The organism is Flavobacterium macacae (assembly GCF_003865365.1).
Classification (GTDB): domain Bacteria; phylum Bacteroidota; class Bacteroidia; order Flavobacteriales; family Flavobacteriaceae; genus Flavobacterium; species Flavobacterium macacae.
This window is the reverse complement of the sequence record NZ_RQVR01000019.1, coordinates 26,305-45,278: the sequence shown is the minus strand read 5'-3', so window position 1 is coordinate 45,278 and position 18,974 is coordinate 26,305. Positions and strand designations below refer to the sequence as shown.

Below are 18,974 nucleotides of genomic sequence, written 5' to 3'. Positions count from 1 at the left end.
GGTTCCGTTCAACACGAGTTTCATTGTTCGTCTTTCAGACGCAACGAAGCCTTAGCTGTTAGCTACAGTTATTTTTGATTTATCATTCTCTTTAATCCAGATAAGTCGCTTGGGTCGTCCAGTTTATGTATCATTCGATGACAATTACTACATAAAACAGCAAAATCTTTTTCAGGATCAATTCTATGATAACCAAAATCTAATTTAGATATGGGATATAGATGATGTGCTTCAATAAATTTTTCACCCAAATGTTTATATTTATCAGAAAATTTAAAACTACAGCATTCACATTTGTACCCTTTTATTTTTTTTACTTGCTTAGCTAAATTTGAATTTCTTTCAATTCTATAATGATATTTTAATTGTTTTTTTTCAAAGAAACCTTTTTTCTCATCTTCATCAATTTCTTCGTTATCGTTATAAACCAACTCTTTATATTTATCTAAAAAATAATTTAGGTCTTTAATAATTTCTTCTTTTGCTGGAATACTTTCTTTAGAGTAAAATTTAGAATAAATATTTCCAAATTCGTATAACTTTGAATCTGAATTATTGTTAGATATTTTTAGGTCGATTTCGGTATGATTGTATGCTTCTAGCATATCAATTTTTGCTCTGTAATTATTGGCTCTTATTAGAAGAATGTCTTTTTTGTTTTTCTTATAAGTTTTAGCAACTTCAGTTATTCCTTGGTTAATAGAAAGATAAACACCTGTCATGTCTTCACAAAATAAGTAAACAAGATAATAACCCTCTTGTGCAGTTTTTGTAATTAAAGGATCAAAAATAGCTATCCAAGGACAATTTGCCCAATTTCCATTTCCTACAGAGTTTTTAACTATATAATGTTTATCTGAAATTGCATTTTCGATGATTTCCTTAAACTCTGATGTAAATTTTTTTGCAAATTGATTATCTTTTAGTAGTTCTTTTTTGACAATCAAATATTCGGTTAAAGGTTCGTTTAATATTCTATCCATAGTTTTTTTATAATTGTAGCTACTTGTCTATACATCTGACAAAATAAAACATCTACACCCAATTTAAGTTGTATTGGTCTGATAAATACAGCCTTTAGTTACAACCAAATATATAAAAAAAATACTACAAGCCGTCAAATACACAATTTATTTGCGGCAAAGTTTCAGGCGTTTCATGCCCTTATTACTAAAGAGTTACGCAGGGAACGGCCTTTGGCTAGAACGAAACCCAGCAGCTCTGGATTTCCTACTGTTGCTGTTGCAACCTAAAAAAGCTGCCCGGTTATTCCTCGCTCTTTTTCGCTTCTTCTTTCCGGTTTTGCGTAACTTTGATAAATATTATTTTGTAAGATGGAGCCACTCGATCACATATCAGCATTTAATTCATCGCCCGAATTAGTCGAAAAATTATATCAAAACAGCATCCGGAAGGAATACCAAGCGGGAAGCATCATTCTTAACGAAAATGCAAATATCCGCGCCATTCCGATTGTTATCAAAGGAACCTTGAAAGTCATCCGGACAGAGGAAGACGGCAGGGAAATTCTGCTGTACTACATCAAAGCTGGCGAAAGTTGCATCATGTCTTTTTTAGGCGGCCTGCACAATGAAACCAGCAAGGTGAAAGCCGAAGCGGAAGAGGATGCCGAAATTCTATTTCTGCCGATGGATAAAGTTTCTTTGTTTATTAAAGAATATCCGCAATGGCTGGATTATATTTTCAGGCTGTACCACAAGCGTTTTGAAGAATTATTAGAAATAGTCAATGCGATTGCTTTTAAAAAAATTGATGAAAGAATATTGAACTTGCTGGATAAAAAAGCAGCGCTTACAGGAAGTAAGACCTTGCAAATCACCCACGAACAATTGGCCAACGAGCTGGGTACGGCGCGGGTTGTGGTTTCTCGGCTGTTGAAACAGCTGGAAGAGACCGGAGCCGTGCAGCTGGGCAGGAACAAAATTATCCTTATGTAACCAAAGTAGCTGTGCAGGTTTTTAAATTGGCCAACTTTGCGGCATCAAATTCAAAAACCATGGACACACTAGGTTATTTTGTTTCAATTTTTATAGGCATCTCCTTAGGACTGATCGGGGGCGGGGGCAGCATTCTTACCCTGCCTGTTTTGGTCTATCTATTTGGCATCAATCCGGTCTTGGCAACCGCCTATTCTCTTTTTATAGTAGGGATTACAAGTCTTTTCGGCACTTTTTCCAACTTCAAAAAAGGATTGGTCTCTATCAAAACGGCTCTTGTTTTTGGCATTCCGTCGATTATTTCTGTTTTCCTTACCCGAACTTATGTGCTTCCGGCCATTCCGGAGGCCGTTTTGAGCATCGGAAATTTTACCCTCACCAAAAATATTTTCCTGCTGTTGCTTTTTGCCGTGCTGATGATCTTGGCATCCTACAGTATGATCAAGAAAAGCAAAGCGGCTTCCGAAGAAACTTCTCAAAAAACGTTCAATTATCCATTGGTTTTAGCCCAAGGGATTTTTATTGGACTCATTACCGGCTTAATAGGCTCAGGGGGTGGATTCTTAATCATTCCCGCTTTGGTAAATTTATTAAGATTGCCCATGAAAACAGCCGTCGGCACTTCGCTGCTTATCATCTCCCTCAATTCATTGGCCGGTTTTTTATTTTCACTTCACGATACGGCCATAGACTGGATTTTTCTATTAAAAATTACGGGCTTTGCCATTGCGGGAATTTTTATCGGCATGGCACTTTCTAAAAAAATCAAAGCCGAAAGACTCAAGCTAGGCTTTGGCTGGTTTGTGCTGGCAATGGGCCTTTACATCCTCATTAAGGAAACGCTGCTTCATTAAAATTCCTTATGTAACCAAAGTAGCTGTACAGGTGCTTTAAGAAGGCGAAATTTGTACCATCAAAATAATAGATAACGATTTAAAATAAAAAATTATGTTTTTTCAACACGTATATGATAAGAGTTTAGCGCAAGGAAGCTATTTTATAGGATGCCAAGCCACAGGTGAAGCCATCGTTATAGATGCGCAAAGAGATGTAGATGTGTACTTAGAAATTGCCAGGCAAAATAATCTCACGATTACGCATATTGCCGAAACGCATATCCATGCCGATTTTCTTTGCGGGTCTAGAGAGTTAGTGGCTGTAACGGGCGCTAAAATGTATCTTTCTGAAGAAGGTGGCCCAGATTGGCAGTATGAATTTCCGCACGTTGGGCTTACAGACGGCAGCGTGATAAAAGTCGGCAATCTTACTTTAGAAGTGATGCACACTCCGGGACACACGCCCGAAAGCATCAGTTTTCTTTTGACAGATCATCCTGCTACAGAAAAGCCAATTATGATTTTTACGGGTGATTTTGTCTTTGTAGGAGATGTTGGCCGTCCTGATTTATTAGAAAAAGCGGCAGGGCTGATTGGTACCAAAGAAGCCGGTGCCAAACAGATGTTCCAATCCTTGAAAAAGTTTGCGGCTTTGCCCGAATATGTACAAGTGTGGTCCGCACACGGAGCAGGTTCGGCTTGCGGGAAGGCTTTGGGAGCAGTCCACAACTCTACGGTGGGTTATGAAAAAATCAGAAACTGGGCTTTTCAGCATGGGGAAGATGAAGCCGCTTTTACCGACTATCTTTTGGCCGGCCAGCCCGAACCGCCTAGATACTTTGCGATGATGAAACAGCTCAATAAAGTAAGCCGTCCTTTGCTGGTGGAGGTTCCTAAACATCCAAAATTATCAAAAGAAGACTTCTTATCGGCCTACCGAAAAGGAATACAAGTAATTGACACGCGCAACAAAGTGGATTTTGCCAATGGATTCCTGCCTGGGAGCGTCAATATTCAAAACAACAATTCACTTTCTACGTGGGCCGGGTGGCTTTTGAATTACCAAGAGCCCTTTATTTTGGTGGCAGAAGATAACCAAATGGAAGATTTGACCAGGAAATTAATGCGTATCGGGTTGGATAATATCTTAGGATACGTTTCAACCGTTTCAGATTTGGATATAGCATTGCACAGTGCTGCTGTGATTTCTATAGAAGAATTTAAAACATACATCGGAAAAGATCATGTACAGGTTGTAGATGTAAGAGGTGCAACTGAATATGAAGCTGGACATGTGGAAGGAGCAGCGCATCTTTTTGTAGGAACAATTCAAGATCATCTCGATAAAATTAGTAAAGACAAACAAATAATTATTCATTGTCAAGCTGGTGATCGTTCTGCGGTAGCCTATTCAATACTCGCTAAAAATGGTTTCAAAAATGTAAAGAATTTTTCAGGAGGAATGAAAGAATGGCTGAAGACTGGTGAGATAATTAGTCATAAATAAACGCAATACATTAAAATTAAAATATATAAACATGGGATTTTTTTTAGCATTATTTGGAAACACAGATAACCGCAATCTTATTGAAGCGCTAAAAAGCGGAGCCTATTTAGTAGATGTTCGCACACCTGCCGAGTTTTCGATAGGTAGTGTAAAAGGGGCGGTAAACATTCCGTTAGAAAAAGTATCAATCCAATTATCAAAATTCAAAAACAAAGAAAATATTGTGGTTTTTTGCAGAAGCGGCAATCGGAGCAGCCAAGCTAAAACTATTCTAGAGCAAAGTGGCTTTCATAATGTGATCAATGGGGGCACTTGGCAAAATGTAAATAAAATAATAGCGTAACTTTAAAAGAAACAAAAATGATGAACTATTTAAAAAATTGGAACGTGATGCGTCTGTTGCGATTGGCATTGGGTATTTTTGCAATCGTTCAAGGTATACAAACAGCACAATGGTTTCTAGTTGCAATGGGCGGAATATTTTCCATAATACCTTTGCTCAATATCGGCTGTAGTGGCGTTTCGGGATGTACGGTTCCTATTTCAAAAAGCAGTAAAAAAGTTAAAGATATAGATTATGAAGAAGTTCGCTAAAAAGCATTTGCTAACTATCATCGGCGCAGCTGCAGGCGCCATAGCCGGTTATATTTATTGGCAGCAAGTGGGTTGCAATTCGGGAACGTGCGCCATCACTTCTGATCCGATAAATAGTACTGTTTGTGGTGCTGTCATGGGCGGCCTTCTGCTTTCTATTTTTCAAAAAGACCATAGAAAATCAGATGTAAATCCCAAAAAATAACCAATTACAAAACCGTTTTGGTACAATAACTTCCTTGTATAAAAAAGCAACGTTGGCTCCCGCTATACTGTTGCCGTTGGCAAGGCATAAAAATAATTAAAAATGATAGAATTTATTAAACAGCCTTGGGCCTGGTATGTAGCAGGTCCGCTGATTGGCTTGACTGTTCCCGCATTATTGATTTTGGGGAACAAATCTTTCGGTATCAGTTCCTCACTGCGGCATATTTGCGCTTCGTGCCTGCCCGCCAATATTTCGTTTTTCAAATACGATTGGAAGAAAGAAGCGTGGAATTTATTTTTTGTATTCGGTATCTTATTGGGCGGAGCAATCAGCATAAATCTGCTGTCCAATCCGCTTCCTGTTGAGGTCAATCCCAAATTAGCCGCAGAATTGGCAGGTTACGGCATTACTGATTTTAACAATCTTGTGCCGACAGATCTTATGAATTGGCAGTCCCTGTTTTCATTAAAAGGATTTCTGGTCATGGTAGTGGGCGGTTTTTTCGTCGGCTTTGGAACCCGCTATGCAGGCGGCTGTACCAGCGGCCATTCTATCATGGGATTAGCTACATTGCAGTGGCCCTCACTGGTAGCCACCCTCAGTTTTATGGTCGGCGGTTTTGTTATGGCCAACCTAGTTTTGCCTTTTATTCTTTCCCTTTAAATTCAGTACAATGCAACAAAATACAGATAATAAACTAGAAACTCGTGAATTAGACGCGATCTGCTTAAATGAAAGCCGTTTGCAACACAAATGGCATTCTAATCTAAAATACCTCTTGGTAGGTCTTTTATTCGGCATCGTATTCGTTAAAGCCGAAGCAGCAAGTTGGTTTCGGATACAGGAGATGTTTCGCCTGCAATCTTTTCACATGTTTGGACTGATTGGCAGTGCAGTCGCTGTGGGCTTCATTTCCGTTTTCCTAATTAAAAAATTTAAGATCAGGACCATTTACGGCGAACCCATCCAATTTTCGACCAAGACATTTAACAAAGGGCAAATTTATGGTGGCTTGATTTTTGGCTTCGGTTGGGCAATTACCGGCGCTTGTCCAGGTCCCTTGTTTGCGCAGATCGGAAGCGGTGCAACCGTTATTGCCGTTACGCTGTTGAGCGCTATTGCCGGAACTTGGGTCTATGGCTATTTCAGGGAGAAATTACCGCACTAAAACGCTCCATTTAACTCAATTCCTGCTGCAGCAAAGCAGCTCCTGCGCCGGGAAGTGGAGGCCTTGCAAAATTTTGGAAAGGAAAAGGACAATACAAAATGAATATGATTACTTTTAAAGATCAATACCCAACTGTCTATGTCCTATAACTTACCCGATCATTTAAAAGGCCTTACTGATAGTGAAATCGCCACTTCAGTAAAGAAACACGGCAGCAACCGCAGAGAGGCCTCCCATAAAAACACGTGGCTGGAAATGCTCATTGGCATTCTTAAAGAACCGATGCTGCTGTTGCTGGTGGCCATTTCGATCCTCTACCTGATCCTCGGCAACTATGGCGAAGCCTTGTTCATGCTTTTGGCAATTGTTGCCGTTGCTGCCATATCCCTGTACCAAGATACCCGAAGCAAAAAAGCACTAGATGCCTTGGAAAAGCTGAATGAACCGTTGAGTACAGTTCTCCGCAATGGAAAAGTTGTGGCAATACCGACCCACGAAATTGCAGTCGGCGACCTCTGCATTACCGAAGAAGGAAAAATGATCAATGCAGACGGAAAGATTGTGCACAGCAACGATTTTTCTGTTAATGAATCCTCCTTAACCGGCGAAAGCTTCTCGGTATTTAAAAGCAGCGAAAGCGAAGACAATAAAGTATATAGCGGCACTTTGGCCGTATCGGGCTTAGCCGTTTTTGAAGTAGAAAAGATCGGGAAAGAAACCCGCCTGGGCAAAATTGGCGTTTCCATTTCTGAAATAAAGGAAGAAGCATCGCCCTTGCAGCTTCAAATCCAGAAGTTTGTAAAAGGTATGGCCCTCATAGGCATTGTTATTTTTGCGATGGTCTGCGGCTTCAGCTACCATCATACCGGCAATTTAATCGACAGCCTGCTCAATGGGCTCACTTTGGCCATGTCTGTCCTGCCCGAAGAAATTCCCGTGGCATTTACCACCTTCATGGCATTGGGCGCGTGGAAGCTGATGCGGGAAGGGATCATTATCAAACGAAGCAGCATTGTGGAAACTTTGGGCAGCACTACGGTGATCTGCACCGATAAAACCGGAACCATTACTGAAAACACGATGCAGCTAAAGCATCTCTACGATTATCAGAAAGATAAAATTTTTGACGAGAAAGATTTCGGCGATCCCCAACTTTCGGCGCTGATTGATTATGCGATGTGGAGCAGCGAGCCGGTACCGTTCGACCCGATGGAAAAGACCCTGCACGCCGTGTATGCTCAGACGCAGGCATGTGACCAGCGGAAAGCTTTTCAAATGATACACGAATACCCGCTGGAGGGCAGGCCACCGATGATGACGCATCTTTTTGAGCAGGAAGGCAAACAGCGCATTATTGCGGCAAAAGGGGCGCCGGAAGCCATCCTGCAGGCATCCACGCTTTCAGAAAAGGAGAAAAACAAAGTACGTGAGACCATCCAGGCTTTGGGGAAACAAGGCTTCCGGATTTTAGGCGTAGCCAAATCCAGTTTTGAAGGCAATAACTTCCCTGTAAAGCAGCAGGATTTTAAATTTGATTTTTTAGGGCTGACCGTATTTTATGATCCGCCCAAAGAAGGCATACAGCAGGTTTTTCGACATATCTATAATGCCGGAATTAAGGTAAAGGTAATTACAGGAGACAATACAGAGACCACCCAAAGCATTGCGGCACAGGCGGGAATTATAAATACAGCCGGCGCCATAGAAGGCCAAGAGATTATGCAGTATTCAGAAGCCCAGCTTTTGCAGGCCGTTGAAGAAAAAACAGTGTTTACGCGAATGTTTCCAGAGGCCAAACTAGCCATCGTGAATGCCCTGAAAAAGAAAGGCGAAGTGGTGGCGATGCTTGGCGACGGCGTAAATGACGGCCCGGCTTTAAAAGCCGCCCACATTGGCGTGGCCATGGGCAGCAAGGGAACGGAAATAGCAAAAGCCGCGGCAGCCTTGGTCATTACAAATGACGATCTGGACAAGCTTATTATCGGCATTGCATCCGGCAGAAGGATTTATGCCAATATCAAAAAAGCCATTCAGTATATCATATCCATCCATATCCCAATTATTCTGACCGTTTCCCTGCCGTTGTTTCTGGGCTGGATATTTCCGCAGATCTTCACGCCGGTACACGTGATTTTTTTAGAGCTGGTAATGGGGCCTACCTGCTCCATTGTATATGAAAATGAACCCCTGGAGCGCCATGCCATGTTGAACAAGCCCAGAAAGATGACCGACACCTTTCTCAATTGGAAAGAATTGGCTATCAGCATTGTCCAGGGATTGGCCATCACAGCGGGCGTATTATTCGCCTATCAATATACCGTTCAAAATGGCGAGAGCGAAGAAAAGACAAGGGCCATGGTTTTTACCACCTTAATTTTTTCAAACCTATTATTGAGTCTGGCCAACCGTTCGTTCTATTATAGCCTTTTACAGAGCTTTAAGAATAAGAATGTGCTGTTTGCAGGAGTCAGCGCCCTAACGCTCGTGCTGCTATTTGTGATCTTGTATGTAGATTTTTTCACCGCTTTTTTCCGCGTGACCGACTTGAGCGCTTCGGAATTAGCGGCTGCGTTTGGCATTGCTTCCATAGCAGTATTGTGGTTTGAACTCTATAAATGGGTGAAACGCATGCGGTATCCGTACAAGAATTTAAATTAAAAAAAGGGCGGTTTTTATTCTTTTCATGTAAAAGTAATTAAAAAAGGGCTTTGTCTTTTTGACAGCGCAGCCGTAACTGGAGGGACTTCGTTTGCAAAGTATTTTATTGAAAATTGCTCGATTAAAAACTCCAGATTTAGTTAAAAGCAAAATGAGAAAGCTTAAATTGGGAGAATGCAAATTTCAAAAATAAATAATTCTAAAAATAATAGATAAACTAGCTGCTCTATTATTACTTATATTTATGCTGATGTAAGTGAAATTGCAAACTCAAAGCTATTTTTTTAGGTCTAATTAATTGAAAATTAGTTATAAAAAAAAGCTCCTATTTTCATAGAAGCTTTAAATTTCGTGACCTCGACTGGATTCAAACCAGTAACCTCTTGAGCCGTAATCAAGTGCGCTATTCAGTTGCGCCACGAGGCCTTAATGCGGGTGCAAATATAAGGATAAATGTTTATCTTGCAAGACTAATTTCAATAAAATTTTAAAAAAAATGTCAATAGAAAACTATATCCGTGATATTCAGGATTTTCCGAAACCAGGAATCGGTTTTAAAGATATAACGCCACTTTTGGCCAATCCAGAAGCCACCAAAGAGTGCTTAGATTTGTTAATCAAAGGTTTAGGTGATAAAAAGATTGATAAAGTGGTGGGAGTGGAAAGCAGAGGCTTCTTTTTTGGAACACTTTTGGCTGAAAAATTAAAAGCAGGTTTTGTTCCGGTACGGAAACCAAATAAATTGCCTTTTGAAACTATTTCGGCTACGTATGCATTGGAATATGGTACAGACACCTTAGAAATCCATACAGACGCGATTCAAAAAGGAGATAAGGTTTTGATTCACGATGATGTTTTGGCAACAGGAGGGACGGTAAAAGCGGTTTGTGAGTTGGTAGAAAGATTAGGTGGAGAAATCGTGCAGTGCAATTTTATTATGGAGCTTGCTTTTTTAAACGGAAAAGATAAAATAAAGCAATTCGAAGTATATGCTCCGCTAAAATATTAGTCCAAAGCTCTTGTGGTTACAAAGTATTTCCAGGCAATCACCGCTTTTTGAAACTTTGTAGCTTTAGCCAAGTCAAGCTGTTCCTTGGTGTAATTTGGCAAAAGCCACTTGTTTATTTTTGCTAATAATTTGAACATAACGATTTGTTTTATTTTAAAGATACAAAAAAAGGCTGTCATTTTTGACAGCCTTTTTGATTTGATTGAGGAAATTATCGATTGGCTGACTTTTCCATTTTTTCTTGGTAGGCTTCCATTTCTACTTCAAAGGCTTCCATCTTTTTTTCAAATTCAGCCATCTGCTTTTCAAATTCTGGGGTAAGTGTTTTTTCTAGTTGCTGGCCATATTTTTCCATTTCTTTCTCAAATTTGGCAAATTCACCTTCTTTTGACTTCATCTGAACTTCAAATTGTTTCATTTGTTCTTCAAATTTTTTCCAGTCTTTATTGTTTTCGTCATACGCAACATTTGGTGCAGATGGTGCAGCTGGCATAACTGGCGTTGCGGGAACGGGAATATTTAGGTTCTCCATATTTGGCATTATAGGGGGAACTGGCGGAATTGGCATTTCAGATTCTGAAGAATAGCCTGAAATTGAAACACTTTTATTTCTAGATCTCTGGCGTACTGTTGAGCTTGCGCTTACAATTGAAACCGAATTATTGTTTGTTGAAATGATAAAAGAAGCAATCGGCTCATTGCCTTTTTGATACGTTTCAGATGAATTTCCGTTTTTATCTTCATACGAAGTTTTAATGGCAATGATTTCCTTTTTAGAATTTCTTTTTACTTTCGAGAAATTTAAAGTAATTCCTGATTTTTTAGCCTCTTCCGATTTTTTTTCTAAATCGGCATCTGTTGTATTTTTGTCAACGACAATTTCAATATCTGATTGACCAGGATGGTTTTTGGCTTGTGCCATTTCCTGCGCCACACTTTTTACTTGAAATTGCAGCATAAAAACAGTTAACAATGGCAAAACGGCCAAGTACTTCCAAGAATTTCTTCTGTTTGATTGATTTTTGTTTAACATAACGATTCGTTTTTTGATTAATGATTGAAAAAAATGATTTGTGATTGGAATGCAATGATGAGGCGCACTTACTTTTAATAACGTTTTTTGGTATGTAATTCGGTCTGAAACCGATTTTAAAGCCGTTGCATCGGCAATGAATTCAAGATTTTGGACAATTGCTTTTCTGTGCCACCACGCAAAAGGATTGAACCAAAACGCGATGCAAAAAAGCTGGCTGAAAATCATATCGGCCGAATGCAGCTGCGCGCTGTGTACTTTTTCGTGTTCCAAGATATTCTCTAATTCTTCTTTTTTGAAAATGCTGGAATTATATACGATGTAATTAAAAAATGAAAAAGGAGATTGAATTTTGGCGGTGTCAATAAATTTAAAATCACCGCTATTTTGAACGGTCTGCCCTTTAAATATAGTCCGAAGTGTCCAAAAATCTTTTGAAAATTGTATTAAAAAGTAAACCACTCCCATAAAATAAATTCCTGCGATTACATACAGCCCATTTATTTCAAAAAAAGCTTCTTCCATAATTGGGTAAGCGGTTGCTTCACCTGAATCCAAAGTGGTTTGCGCAACAAACCGATTAATGGAAGGCTGGATCCAGACAATTTTTTTAAAAATAACCCAAGGTAAGGACAATGAAGTTATGATTCCGGAAAGCAAAAACCACCGGTTGGCTACAAAAAACGTTTCTTTTCTGAGCAAAAGATAATAGGCCAAGAAAAAAAGGGCCAAAAGAGCCGAAACTTTTCCAAAATAAAGAATGAAGTTTTCCATAATTATTTTTTGTTTTCAATAAGATCTAAAATTTCACGCAATTCATCGGCAGATATTTTTTCTTCTTCGGCAAAAAAGGAAACTAAGTTTTTATAAGAACTGCCAAAATAATTATTGATTGCAACAGTCAGAAACTTTTTTCTATAATCTTCCATCGCTACGATCGGGTAATATTGATGCGAGTTCCCGAAAGCAGTATGGGCCACAAAACCTTTTTCTTCTAATATTCTGACAATCGTCGAAAGCGTGTTGTAATGCGGTTGATCTTCTTTAATTTCTGCCATAATTTCTTTTACAAAAGCTTTTTCAAGTTTCCATAAAATGTGCATAATTTCTTCTTCTTTATTGGTCAGCTTTTGCATAAAAATTTATTTTAAAATTAGGAAGTTTTTTTGACAGTCTTGCTTCTTAAAATCAATTCAAAAAGCAATTCCTCGACTGTAAATATTTTAACTCAAAACAAACATACAACTAAAGATTTAGTTTACAAACTATTTTTATAGTTTAATAACTAAATTTTTAGTTTTAAAAGGTTAAATTATTGAAATATAGGTGTTTTTATTTGTATCGAAGCAACATTCTGTTTAAAGTGATAAAACTGAAGCAGGCAGCAAGTCCCATAGATCCCATCACCATCCAGTTGGTTTGGTAGCCAAAGCGGGCAATTATTTCCAAGCCAAGTTTGGCGCTGGTAATGTGGGCGAGGCTAAAACTCATCGTGTACAGCGCCATATAGCGGCCTTCGTGGCCTTTGGGCGCGCGACTCATAGCAAAAGTATTGGAAAAGGGGAAGTTCAGCATTTCTCCAATGGTGATTAAAAACATACTGATCACCAAAATTCCAACCCAAACATTGATGAGCAAAACAAAGTAACTCAAACTTAATAAAAAAGTTCCCAAAATGATAATCTTCAATTTGTTCACGTTTTTACGCTCGAAATAATTCACCATCGGCATTTCTAAAAAGAAGATAATCAGTCCGTTAAATGACATCAGCAATCCGATTTGAAATTCACTGATATGATACCATTCTGATTGATACAAAGGCATGGTCGTAAATAATTGGAAGAAAACCATGGCAGTCAAATAGCTTCCCAAAAGAAAAACCCAAAACGGAGCATCCTTGAATACTGATTTCACAACAACTTCTTCACTATTTTTATTTTCTTCGTAAGGCAGTTTCTTCTTTTCTTTGACCAATAACGCAAAAAGGAGGATAGCTGTAACACAGGACAAACCGTCAATCCAGAATAATCCTTTGTAACCCATTCCCATAATAATCAGGCCTCCCAAAGCAGGTCCCGCCGCAAAACCAAGATTTACGGCCAAACGAACCAACGTGAAAGCGCGAGTTCTATTCTCGGGTTTGGCATAAGCGCCCAGTGAAACATACATGGCTGGACGAAACATATCGGCTACTATCATCACGACGAACATGCCCAGACACAATCCGATAAAAGAGGTTATGAACTGAATGCAAAAGATGAAGATACCACTCGTAAATAGACTGAAAATCATTATCTTATAAAAACCAACTTTGTCGGAAAGTTTGCCTCCAAGCCAAGAACCAATCATTGAACCAAGTCCAAAACAAACCATAACCCAGCCGACTTGACCGTAAGAAAAATGCAAATCTTCCTTCAAATATTTTGATAGAAAAGGCAACACCATCGTTCCGGCGCGATTGATGAAAGTAACTAAAGTCAGGATCCAGATTTCTTTTGAGAAACCCCTGAAAGAATCAATATAGCGTTGGAAGGCTTTTTGGAGCATTGATTTGTGAATTTTGACACAAAGTTACAAAGATTGTAAAGCTTTTTTAAGAAAGAAGAACGGATAATTTTCTTATTTTTGCACAAATTAAAAAGATGAAAAAGCTTTTGACGATCTTCTGTCTGTTAGTGTTTGCGGTTTCTTTTGGGCAAAATAAATTTGTAAAAGATTCCGCCACAGCCTTTCAAAAACAGATTAATTCAGAATATAAAGACGAAAAGAAAAGTCCGTTATTGGCAAAGGATTTGAAGAAATTCAAATCGCTCCATTTTTATCAGATAAACGAAAACTTTTTTGTTTTGGCCAAATTCGTAAGGACTCCAGACGAAAAGCCGTTTGAAATGCCGACAACTACTGAAAGAAAGCCACTTTATGTAAAATATGGCGAAGCGCATTTTTCAATTGGCGGAAAATCTTTCAAATTAAATGTGTACCAAAGCCAAGATTTAAAGAAAATTGAAAAGTATAAAAACAGCTTGTTTTTGCCTTTCACCGATTTGACTTCGGGCGTAGAAAGTTATGGAGGCGGTAGATATATAGATGTAGAAATTCCGGAAGGTGATGTGCTGCCCATAGATTTTAATAGGGCTTACAATCCTTATTGTGCTTACAATCACAAGTATTCTTGCCCGATTCCGCCGTCAGAAAATGATTTGGCAATTGAAATTAAAGCGGGCGTTAAGAAATTTAAATAATCGATTTTGTATTACAATCTTCACACGCATAAAGCTACAGGACAACCCGATATTTTTGAATTGGTCAATCAATATCCCCAAGAATTTGATGCCGAAATTTTAAAATATTCTATCGGAATCCATCCGTGGCATATTGCTGAAAACCGAATAGATGAAGATTTTAAGATTATAGAAGAGCAACTTCTTGATAAAAATTGTTTGGCGATCGGCGAGTGCGGTTTGGATAAAAGAACCGAAGTTCCGTTTGATTTGCAGGAAGATGTTTTCAGAAAACATTTGGCCTTGGCCGAAAAATTTCAGAAACCAATTGTAATTCATTGCGTTGCTTCTTTTCAGGAAATTATCAAGATAAAAAACGAAATGAACGTGTGCGTTCCGATGATTATCCACGGATTTTCAAAAAAGCAGGAATTGGCAAAACAGTTGCTGGATAATGGATTTTATCTTTCTTTCGGAAAATATTTACTTAGGAATCCCGAATTGGAATCTGTTTTTCAAAGCGTTCCGAATGACCGGTTTCTGTTGGAAACTGACACGGTTGAAGAAAAAATACAAGAAGTTTATCAAGTAGCTTCAAGATATAAAAACATAGCATTGAATAGTTTAAAAGACACAGTTGAAACCAATTTTAGAACTATTTTTTCTGAAAAATAAAATGTAGATTATGGCAGAATGGACTGAAAGAGCCGAATTGTTATTCAAAAAAGAAGGCCTTGAAAAATTAAAAAACGCAAATATATTGATTGTCGGGGTAGGAGGCGTTGGTTCTTTTGCTGCGGAATTTATTGCAAGAGCCGGAGTCGGAAAAATCACCATTGTTGATGGCGATGTGGTGGATATTACCAATATTAACCGTCAGTTGCCCGCATTGCATTCCACCGTTGGAGCGGCAAAAATTGATGTGGTCGGCAACCGTTTGATGGATATCAATCCCGAATTAGAATTGACAAAAATCAAAGAATTTCTTTCGCCTGAAAGAGCTTTTGAAATCGTGACTGACCAGTTTGATTTTGTGATGGATTGCATCGACAGCGTGACTCCAAAATTAAATTTGATTATCGCCGCAAAGCGCAAAAAAGTCAAAATTATCAGCAGTATGGGCGCCGGCGGAAAAATGGAAGCTTCAAAAGTGAAAGTTTCTGATATCAGCAAAACCCAAAATTGTTTCTTGGCAAAAGCCATCAAAAAGCGCTTGAAAGAGGTTAAAATTGATAAAGGCGTAAAAGTCGTTTTTTCATCAGAAATTCAAGATGAATCCAGCTTAAAAACGACAGACGGAAAGAATTATAAAAAGTCTTTTTATGGAACAAACAGCTATATGCCGGGACTTTTCGGACTTTATGCTGCTGAAACAGTAATCAGGTATTTATTAAAAACAGAAGAAAACGAAAATGATTAAGACAGTAATTTTTGATATGGACGGCGTGATCGTCGATACAGAACCCGTTCACAGGTATGCTTATTTCCACCATTTTGGTGAATTGAATATTCCGGTAACAGACGAAATGTTTGCCACTTTCACGGGAAATTCTACTCGGAATGTGTTCCAAAAGCTGAAAGATATTTTCAATTTAGAGCACGAAGTGGAAAATTTGATACAGCGCAAGAGAAACATTTTCAATGACGCCTTTGATACCAAGGAAGATTTGCATTTGCTGGAAGGTGTGGAGGATTTAATCAAAGATTTGTACCAAAACGGCATCCAGCTGATTGTTGCTTCTTCTGCTTCAAAAGTAACCATTGACCGCGTTTTCAAGCGTTTTCATCTGCACCGATATTTTTCTGATATTGTCAGTGGCGAAGATTTTCCGAAGTCAAAACCGCATCCTGCTATTTTTGAGCACGCGGCTACTTTGTCCATAGCGCCCAAAAACGAGTGTATCGTCATTGAAGATTCAACCAACGGAATTGAAGCTTCTGTAGCTGCCGGCATTTTCTGCGTAGGCTACAACAGCGAACATACAAAGTTGCAAGATTTATCAAAAGCCGATTTGATTATCAATCATTTTAATGAATTATCTGCCGAAAAAATTAAGAATCTAAAATAAGATTTTACAATGGTTAAGACCGTAATTTTTGATATGGATGGCGTGCTGGTCAACAGCGAGCCATTGCATCACGAAGTCAGTTTGGTACAGTTTAAAAATTTGGATATCGAAGTAACGGATGATGTATTTGCCACGTTTACAGGTAATTCCAATAAAATGATTTATCAAAAGTTAAAAGATAGATTTGCATTGCAACAAGAAATCGGCGATTTGATTGCGACCAAAAATAAGCTGTTTATTGAAGCTTTTGACAAAAAAGAAAATTTGAATTTAATACCAGGCGTAAAAGAACTGATTGTTGATTTGTATAAGAATGGCGTTCAGTTGATTGTGGCTTCTTCTTCTGAAATGGAAATTATCAACAAGGTTTTTGAACGTTTCGATTTAGACCCATATTTTACGCACAAAGTGAGCGGTAATGATTTTCCGGAATCAAAACCGAATCCAGCGATTTTCGTGAAAGCGGCTTCTTATTCAAAAGCACCCATTGATGAATGCGTCATTATCGAAGACAGCACGAATGGCATCAAAGCGGCAAAAGCTGCCGGCATTTTTTGTATCGCTTATAAAAGTGAAGAAGTGGATAATCAAGATCAATCTTTGGCTGATATTATAATTTATGATTATAAAGATTTGGATTTTGAGAGAATCAAGAATATTAATTCATAAAGTTGTATTCCCTGTTTCACGAATTATTTCTATTACATTTGTGAAGCAGGGTCAATTTTAAGCCACCGCTTCTTTATAAACTCTCAAGCATCGTTCCCGTGCTTCTTTGTGATCCACAATCGGCTTGTAATCAATATTTTGAAATTCTGGAACCCATTTTTTGATGTATTTGAAATCTTGATCAAACTTTTTTACCTGCTCGCTCGGATTAAAAATTCTAAAATAAGGTGCCGCATCAACGCCAGATCCAGCAGCCCACTGCCAATTTCCGATATTGCTGGATTGTTCGTAATCCAAAAGTTTTTCGGCAAAATAAGCTTCGCCCCAGCGCCAGTCAATCAAAAGATGCTTGCATAAAAAGCTGGCCACCACCATTCTCACTCGATTGTGCATATTTCCCGTGGCGTTTAATTGGCGCATTCCGGCATCAACTATTGGATAGCCTGTTTTGCCTTCGCACCAACTTTTGAATTCCTTTTCATTATTTCGCCATTTGATATTGTCATATTTCGGACGGAAACTTTCCGTGACCGTATTTGGAAAATGCCACAAGATTTGCATAAAAAACTCGCGCCAAATCAATTCGTTTAAAAAAGTTTCTTGTTTAAATTCAGAAGCTTTTTTAACGATTTGACGAATGCTGACCGATCCAAAACGCAAATGCGGACTCAAATGTGATGTTCCGTCAATGCTTGGGAAATCGCGAGTTTCTTTATAATTTTCAATTATTTTTTTTGAAACATCAAAATTTTCTACCTTAATTTCTGACTTTTTAAAACCAATATCTTTTAAGCTCAAAAACGGATAATCGTGTTTTGCAATCTGGTCTAATTTGTTTTCTGAAGGATGCTGGCTGACTTCTTTCGATGTAAATTTTTCTTTCCATTTTTTTGAGAATGGCGTGTAAACCACATAGGGTGTTCCGTCGTCTTTGACCACTTCGTCCTGTTCAAAAATCACTTGGTCTTTAAACGTATGAAATAAAATACTAGTTGATTTTAAAAGACTTTCGACCTTCGAATCGCGATTTTCAGCATAAGCTTCATAATCTCGATTGGTAAAAACGGCTTCAATTTTATGTTCCTTAATTAATTTTTGGAATACTTTTTCTGGTTCGTCATAAAAAACGGCCAGAGATTTATTTTCTTTCGATAATTGATTCTGAATGTTTTCTAACAATTCAAAAATAAAACTGACACGGGCGTCGTTCTTAGGAAGCTCTGCTAAAATATTGGGATCAAAAATAAAAACAGGAAGCGTTTTTCCATCAGATAAAGCTTCAAAAAGTGCCGTATTGTCTTCTAATCTTAAATCGCGCCGAAACCAAAATATGTTCATTCTTAATTTGTATTTAATGTAGAAATCCCGCCGTCCACGCCGTAAATTTGGCCCGTTATCCAAGACGATTCTTCGCTTAACAGAAAGTTTACCATTACCGCAATATCTTCGGCCTTGCCAACTCTTTTTAACGGATGTCTTTCTGCAGATTTTTCTTTTTTGATATCATTGTTCAATAATTTTTCAGACAAAGGAGTTTCTGTCAAGGACGGAGCGATTACATTTATCCTGATTTTTGGTGCATATTCTGCTGCAAATGATTTTGCAAAACCTTCAATTGCACTTTTTGAAGCAGCAATGCTGGTATGGAAGGGGAGTCCGTTTTTGGCAGCGACCGAACTAAAAAGTACAATGCTCGCCTGTTTTGAAAGCAACAGCTTTGGAAGGATCTGCTGTAAAATTGAAATCATTCCCAAGAAATTTATTTGGAAATCTTCTTGAAAATTTTCAGCTTTTAAGGATTTGAAAGGCTTTAAATTAATGCTTCCGAGACAATACACAAATCCGTCTAAGGTTTCCGGAAGTTGGGAAGCATCAAAATTTCCCTCTTTTACATCAAAATAAATGTGTTTTACGTTTAATCCTGATAAATTTTCATTGGTTCGGGAAGCAGCAATTATATTGTTTTCAGCCTGTAATTTTTTGATGGACGCTAAGCCAATTCCGGTGGAACCACCGATGAATAATATATTTTTCATAATTATTT

The 18,974-nt window shown here is 38.3% G+C and carries 22 protein-coding genes and 1 tRNA gene; 15 read left to right on the top strand and 8 right to left on the bottom strand.

The features are described 5' to 3' along the window. Positions 1-68: 68 nt before the first annotated feature. Complete coding sequence (locus EG849_RS13720) at positions 69-983, bottom strand: MrcB family domain-containing protein (protein ID WP_125013719.1); 915 nt, start codon at positions 981-983, stop codon at positions 69-71. A gap of 351 nt (positions 984-1,334) precedes the next feature. Here EG849_RS13720 and EG849_RS13715 point away from each other — a divergent pair, with 351 nt between their 5' ends. The 9 genes from EG849_RS13715 to EG849_RS13675 all read left to right on the top strand — a co-directional run bounded on the left by EG849_RS13715 (position 1,335) and on the right by EG849_RS13675 (position 8,929). Beyond that, a complete protein-coding gene (locus EG849_RS13715; protein WP_125013717.1) occupies positions 1,335-1,958 on the top strand; it encodes a Crp/Fnr family transcriptional regulator in 624 nt (207 codons plus the stop codon). A gap of 59 nt (positions 1,959-2,017) precedes the next feature. Then, positions 2,018-2,812, top strand: a complete 795-nt coding sequence (locus tag EG849_RS13710) for a sulfite exporter TauE/SafE family protein (RefSeq protein ID WP_125013715.1) — start codon at positions 2,018-2,020, stop codon at positions 2,810-2,812. Between the two features lie 94 nt (positions 2,813-2,906). Continuing rightward, complete coding sequence (locus tag EG849_RS13705; RefSeq protein WP_125013713.1) at positions 2,907-4,301, top strand: MBL fold metallo-hydrolase; 1,395 nt, start codon at positions 2,907-2,909, stop codon at positions 4,299-4,301. Between the two features lie 31 nt (positions 4,302-4,332). After that, a complete protein-coding gene (locus EG849_RS13700) occupies positions 4,333-4,644 on the top strand; it encodes a rhodanese-like domain-containing protein (RefSeq protein WP_125013711.1) in 312 nt (103 codons plus the stop codon). Positions 4,645-4,661: 17 nt separating this feature from the next. After that, positions 4,662-4,895 carry a hypothetical protein gene (locus tag EG849_RS13695; protein WP_125013709.1) on the top strand — a complete coding sequence of 78 codons (234 nt, stop codon included), beginning with the start codon at positions 4,662-4,664 and terminating at the stop codon, positions 4,893-4,895. Next, positions 4,879-5,100, top strand: coding sequence for a DUF6132 family protein (locus EG849_RS13690; protein ID WP_125013707.1), 222 nt, complete (start codon positions 4,879-4,881; stop codon positions 5,098-5,100). Before EG849_RS13695 ends, EG849_RS13690 begins: the two co-directional genes overlap by 17 nt. Before the next feature lie 102 nt (positions 5,101-5,202). Beyond that, positions 5,203-5,766 (top strand): YeeE/YedE family protein, encoded by a 564-nt coding sequence (locus tag EG849_RS13685; protein ID WP_125013705.1) that lies wholly within the window; start codon positions 5,203-5,205, stop codon positions 5,764-5,766. Positions 5,767-5,776: 10 nt separating this feature from the next. Further along, positions 5,777-6,271 carry a DUF6691 family protein gene (locus tag EG849_RS13680; protein WP_125013703.1) on the top strand — a complete coding sequence of 165 codons (495 nt, stop codon included), beginning with the start codon at positions 5,777-5,779 and terminating at the stop codon, positions 6,269-6,271. A 138-nt stretch (positions 6,272-6,409) separates the two neighbouring features. After that, positions 6,410-8,929 (top strand): cation-translocating P-type ATPase, encoded by a 2,520-nt coding sequence (locus tag EG849_RS13675; RefSeq protein WP_125013701.1) that lies wholly within the window; start codon positions 6,410-6,412, stop codon positions 8,927-8,929. Between the two features lie 352 nt (positions 8,930-9,281). Here EG849_RS13675 and EG849_RS13670 read toward each other — a convergent pair. Continuing rightward, positions 9,282-9,355 (bottom strand) — tRNA-Arg (locus tag EG849_RS13670). Between the two features lie 70 nt (positions 9,356-9,425). Here EG849_RS13670 and EG849_RS13665 point away from each other — a divergent pair. Further along, positions 9,426-9,938, top strand: coding sequence for an adenine phosphoribosyltransferase (locus EG849_RS13665; RefSeq protein ID WP_125013699.1), 513 nt, complete (start codon positions 9,426-9,428; stop codon positions 9,936-9,938). On the opposite strand, the gene EG849_RS13660 is transcribed toward EG849_RS13665, so the two are convergent. The 4 genes from EG849_RS13660 to EG849_RS13645 form a co-directional block, all read right to left on the bottom strand. After that, the gene (locus EG849_RS13660) at positions 9,935-10,075 is read right to left on the bottom strand and encodes an SsrA-binding protein (protein WP_125013697.1); all 141 of its coding nucleotides are present in this window, start codon (positions 10,073-10,075) and stop codon (positions 9,935-9,937) included. The genes EG849_RS13665 and EG849_RS13660 overlap by 4 nt on opposite strands. 74 nt (positions 10,076-10,149) lie before the next feature. Next, complete coding sequence (locus EG849_RS13655; protein ID WP_125013695.1) at positions 10,150-11,745, bottom strand: M56 family metallopeptidase; 1,596 nt, start codon at positions 11,743-11,745, stop codon at positions 10,150-10,152. A 2-nt stretch (positions 11,746-11,747) separates the two neighbouring features. Further along, positions 11,748-12,107, bottom strand: a complete 360-nt coding sequence (locus tag EG849_RS13650) for a BlaI/MecI/CopY family transcriptional regulator (RefSeq protein WP_125013693.1) — start codon at positions 12,105-12,107, stop codon at positions 11,748-11,750. Between the two features lie 196 nt (positions 12,108-12,303). Continuing rightward, on the bottom strand, positions 12,304-13,518 hold the full coding sequence (locus EG849_RS13645; protein WP_125013691.1) for an MDR family MFS transporter: 1,215 nt from the start codon (positions 13,516-13,518) through the stop codon (positions 12,304-12,306). Between the two features lie 95 nt (positions 13,519-13,613). Between EG849_RS13645 and EG849_RS13640 the strand changes: the two genes are divergently transcribed. Genes EG849_RS13640 through EG849_RS13620 form a run of 5 tightly spaced genes read left to right on the top strand, consistent with a single transcriptional unit; the run spans position 13,614 to position 16,930 of the window. Continuing rightward, entirely contained in the window at positions 13,614-14,213 is a 600-nt protein-coding gene (locus EG849_RS13640; RefSeq protein ID WP_125013689.1) for a DUF1684 domain-containing protein, read from the top strand. Between the two features lie 6 nt (positions 14,214-14,219). Then, complete coding sequence (locus EG849_RS13635; protein WP_317125213.1) at positions 14,220-14,867, top strand: TatD family hydrolase; 648 nt, start codon at positions 14,220-14,222, stop codon at positions 14,865-14,867. A gap of 10 nt (positions 14,868-14,877) precedes the next feature. Beyond that, complete coding sequence (locus tag EG849_RS13630; protein ID WP_125013685.1) at positions 14,878-15,612, top strand: tRNA threonylcarbamoyladenosine dehydratase; 735 nt, start codon at positions 14,878-14,880, stop codon at positions 15,610-15,612. Beyond that, a complete protein-coding gene (locus tag EG849_RS13625; RefSeq protein WP_125013683.1) occupies positions 15,605-16,261 on the top strand; it encodes an HAD family hydrolase in 657 nt (218 codons plus the stop codon). The genes EG849_RS13630 and EG849_RS13625 overlap by 8 nt, the downstream gene beginning before the upstream one ends. 9 nt (positions 16,262-16,270) lie before the next feature. Then, positions 16,271-16,930, top strand: coding sequence for an HAD family hydrolase (locus EG849_RS13620; RefSeq protein ID WP_125013681.1), 660 nt, complete (start codon positions 16,271-16,273; stop codon positions 16,928-16,930). 57 nt (positions 16,931-16,987) lie between these two features. Here EG849_RS13620 and EG849_RS13615 read toward each other — a convergent pair whose 3' ends face one another. Both EG849_RS13615 and EG849_RS13610 read right to left on the bottom strand, forming a co-directional pair. After that, positions 16,988-18,268 (bottom strand): cryptochrome/photolyase family protein, encoded by a 1,281-nt coding sequence (locus EG849_RS13615; protein ID WP_125013679.1) that lies wholly within the window; start codon positions 18,266-18,268, stop codon positions 16,988-16,990. A gap of 2 nt (positions 18,269-18,270) precedes the next feature. Beyond that, a complete protein-coding gene (locus EG849_RS13610) occupies positions 18,271-18,969 on the bottom strand; it encodes an SDR family NAD(P)-dependent oxidoreductase (protein WP_199732314.1) in 699 nt (232 codons plus the stop codon). Positions 18,970-18,974: the final 5 nt, after the last annotated feature.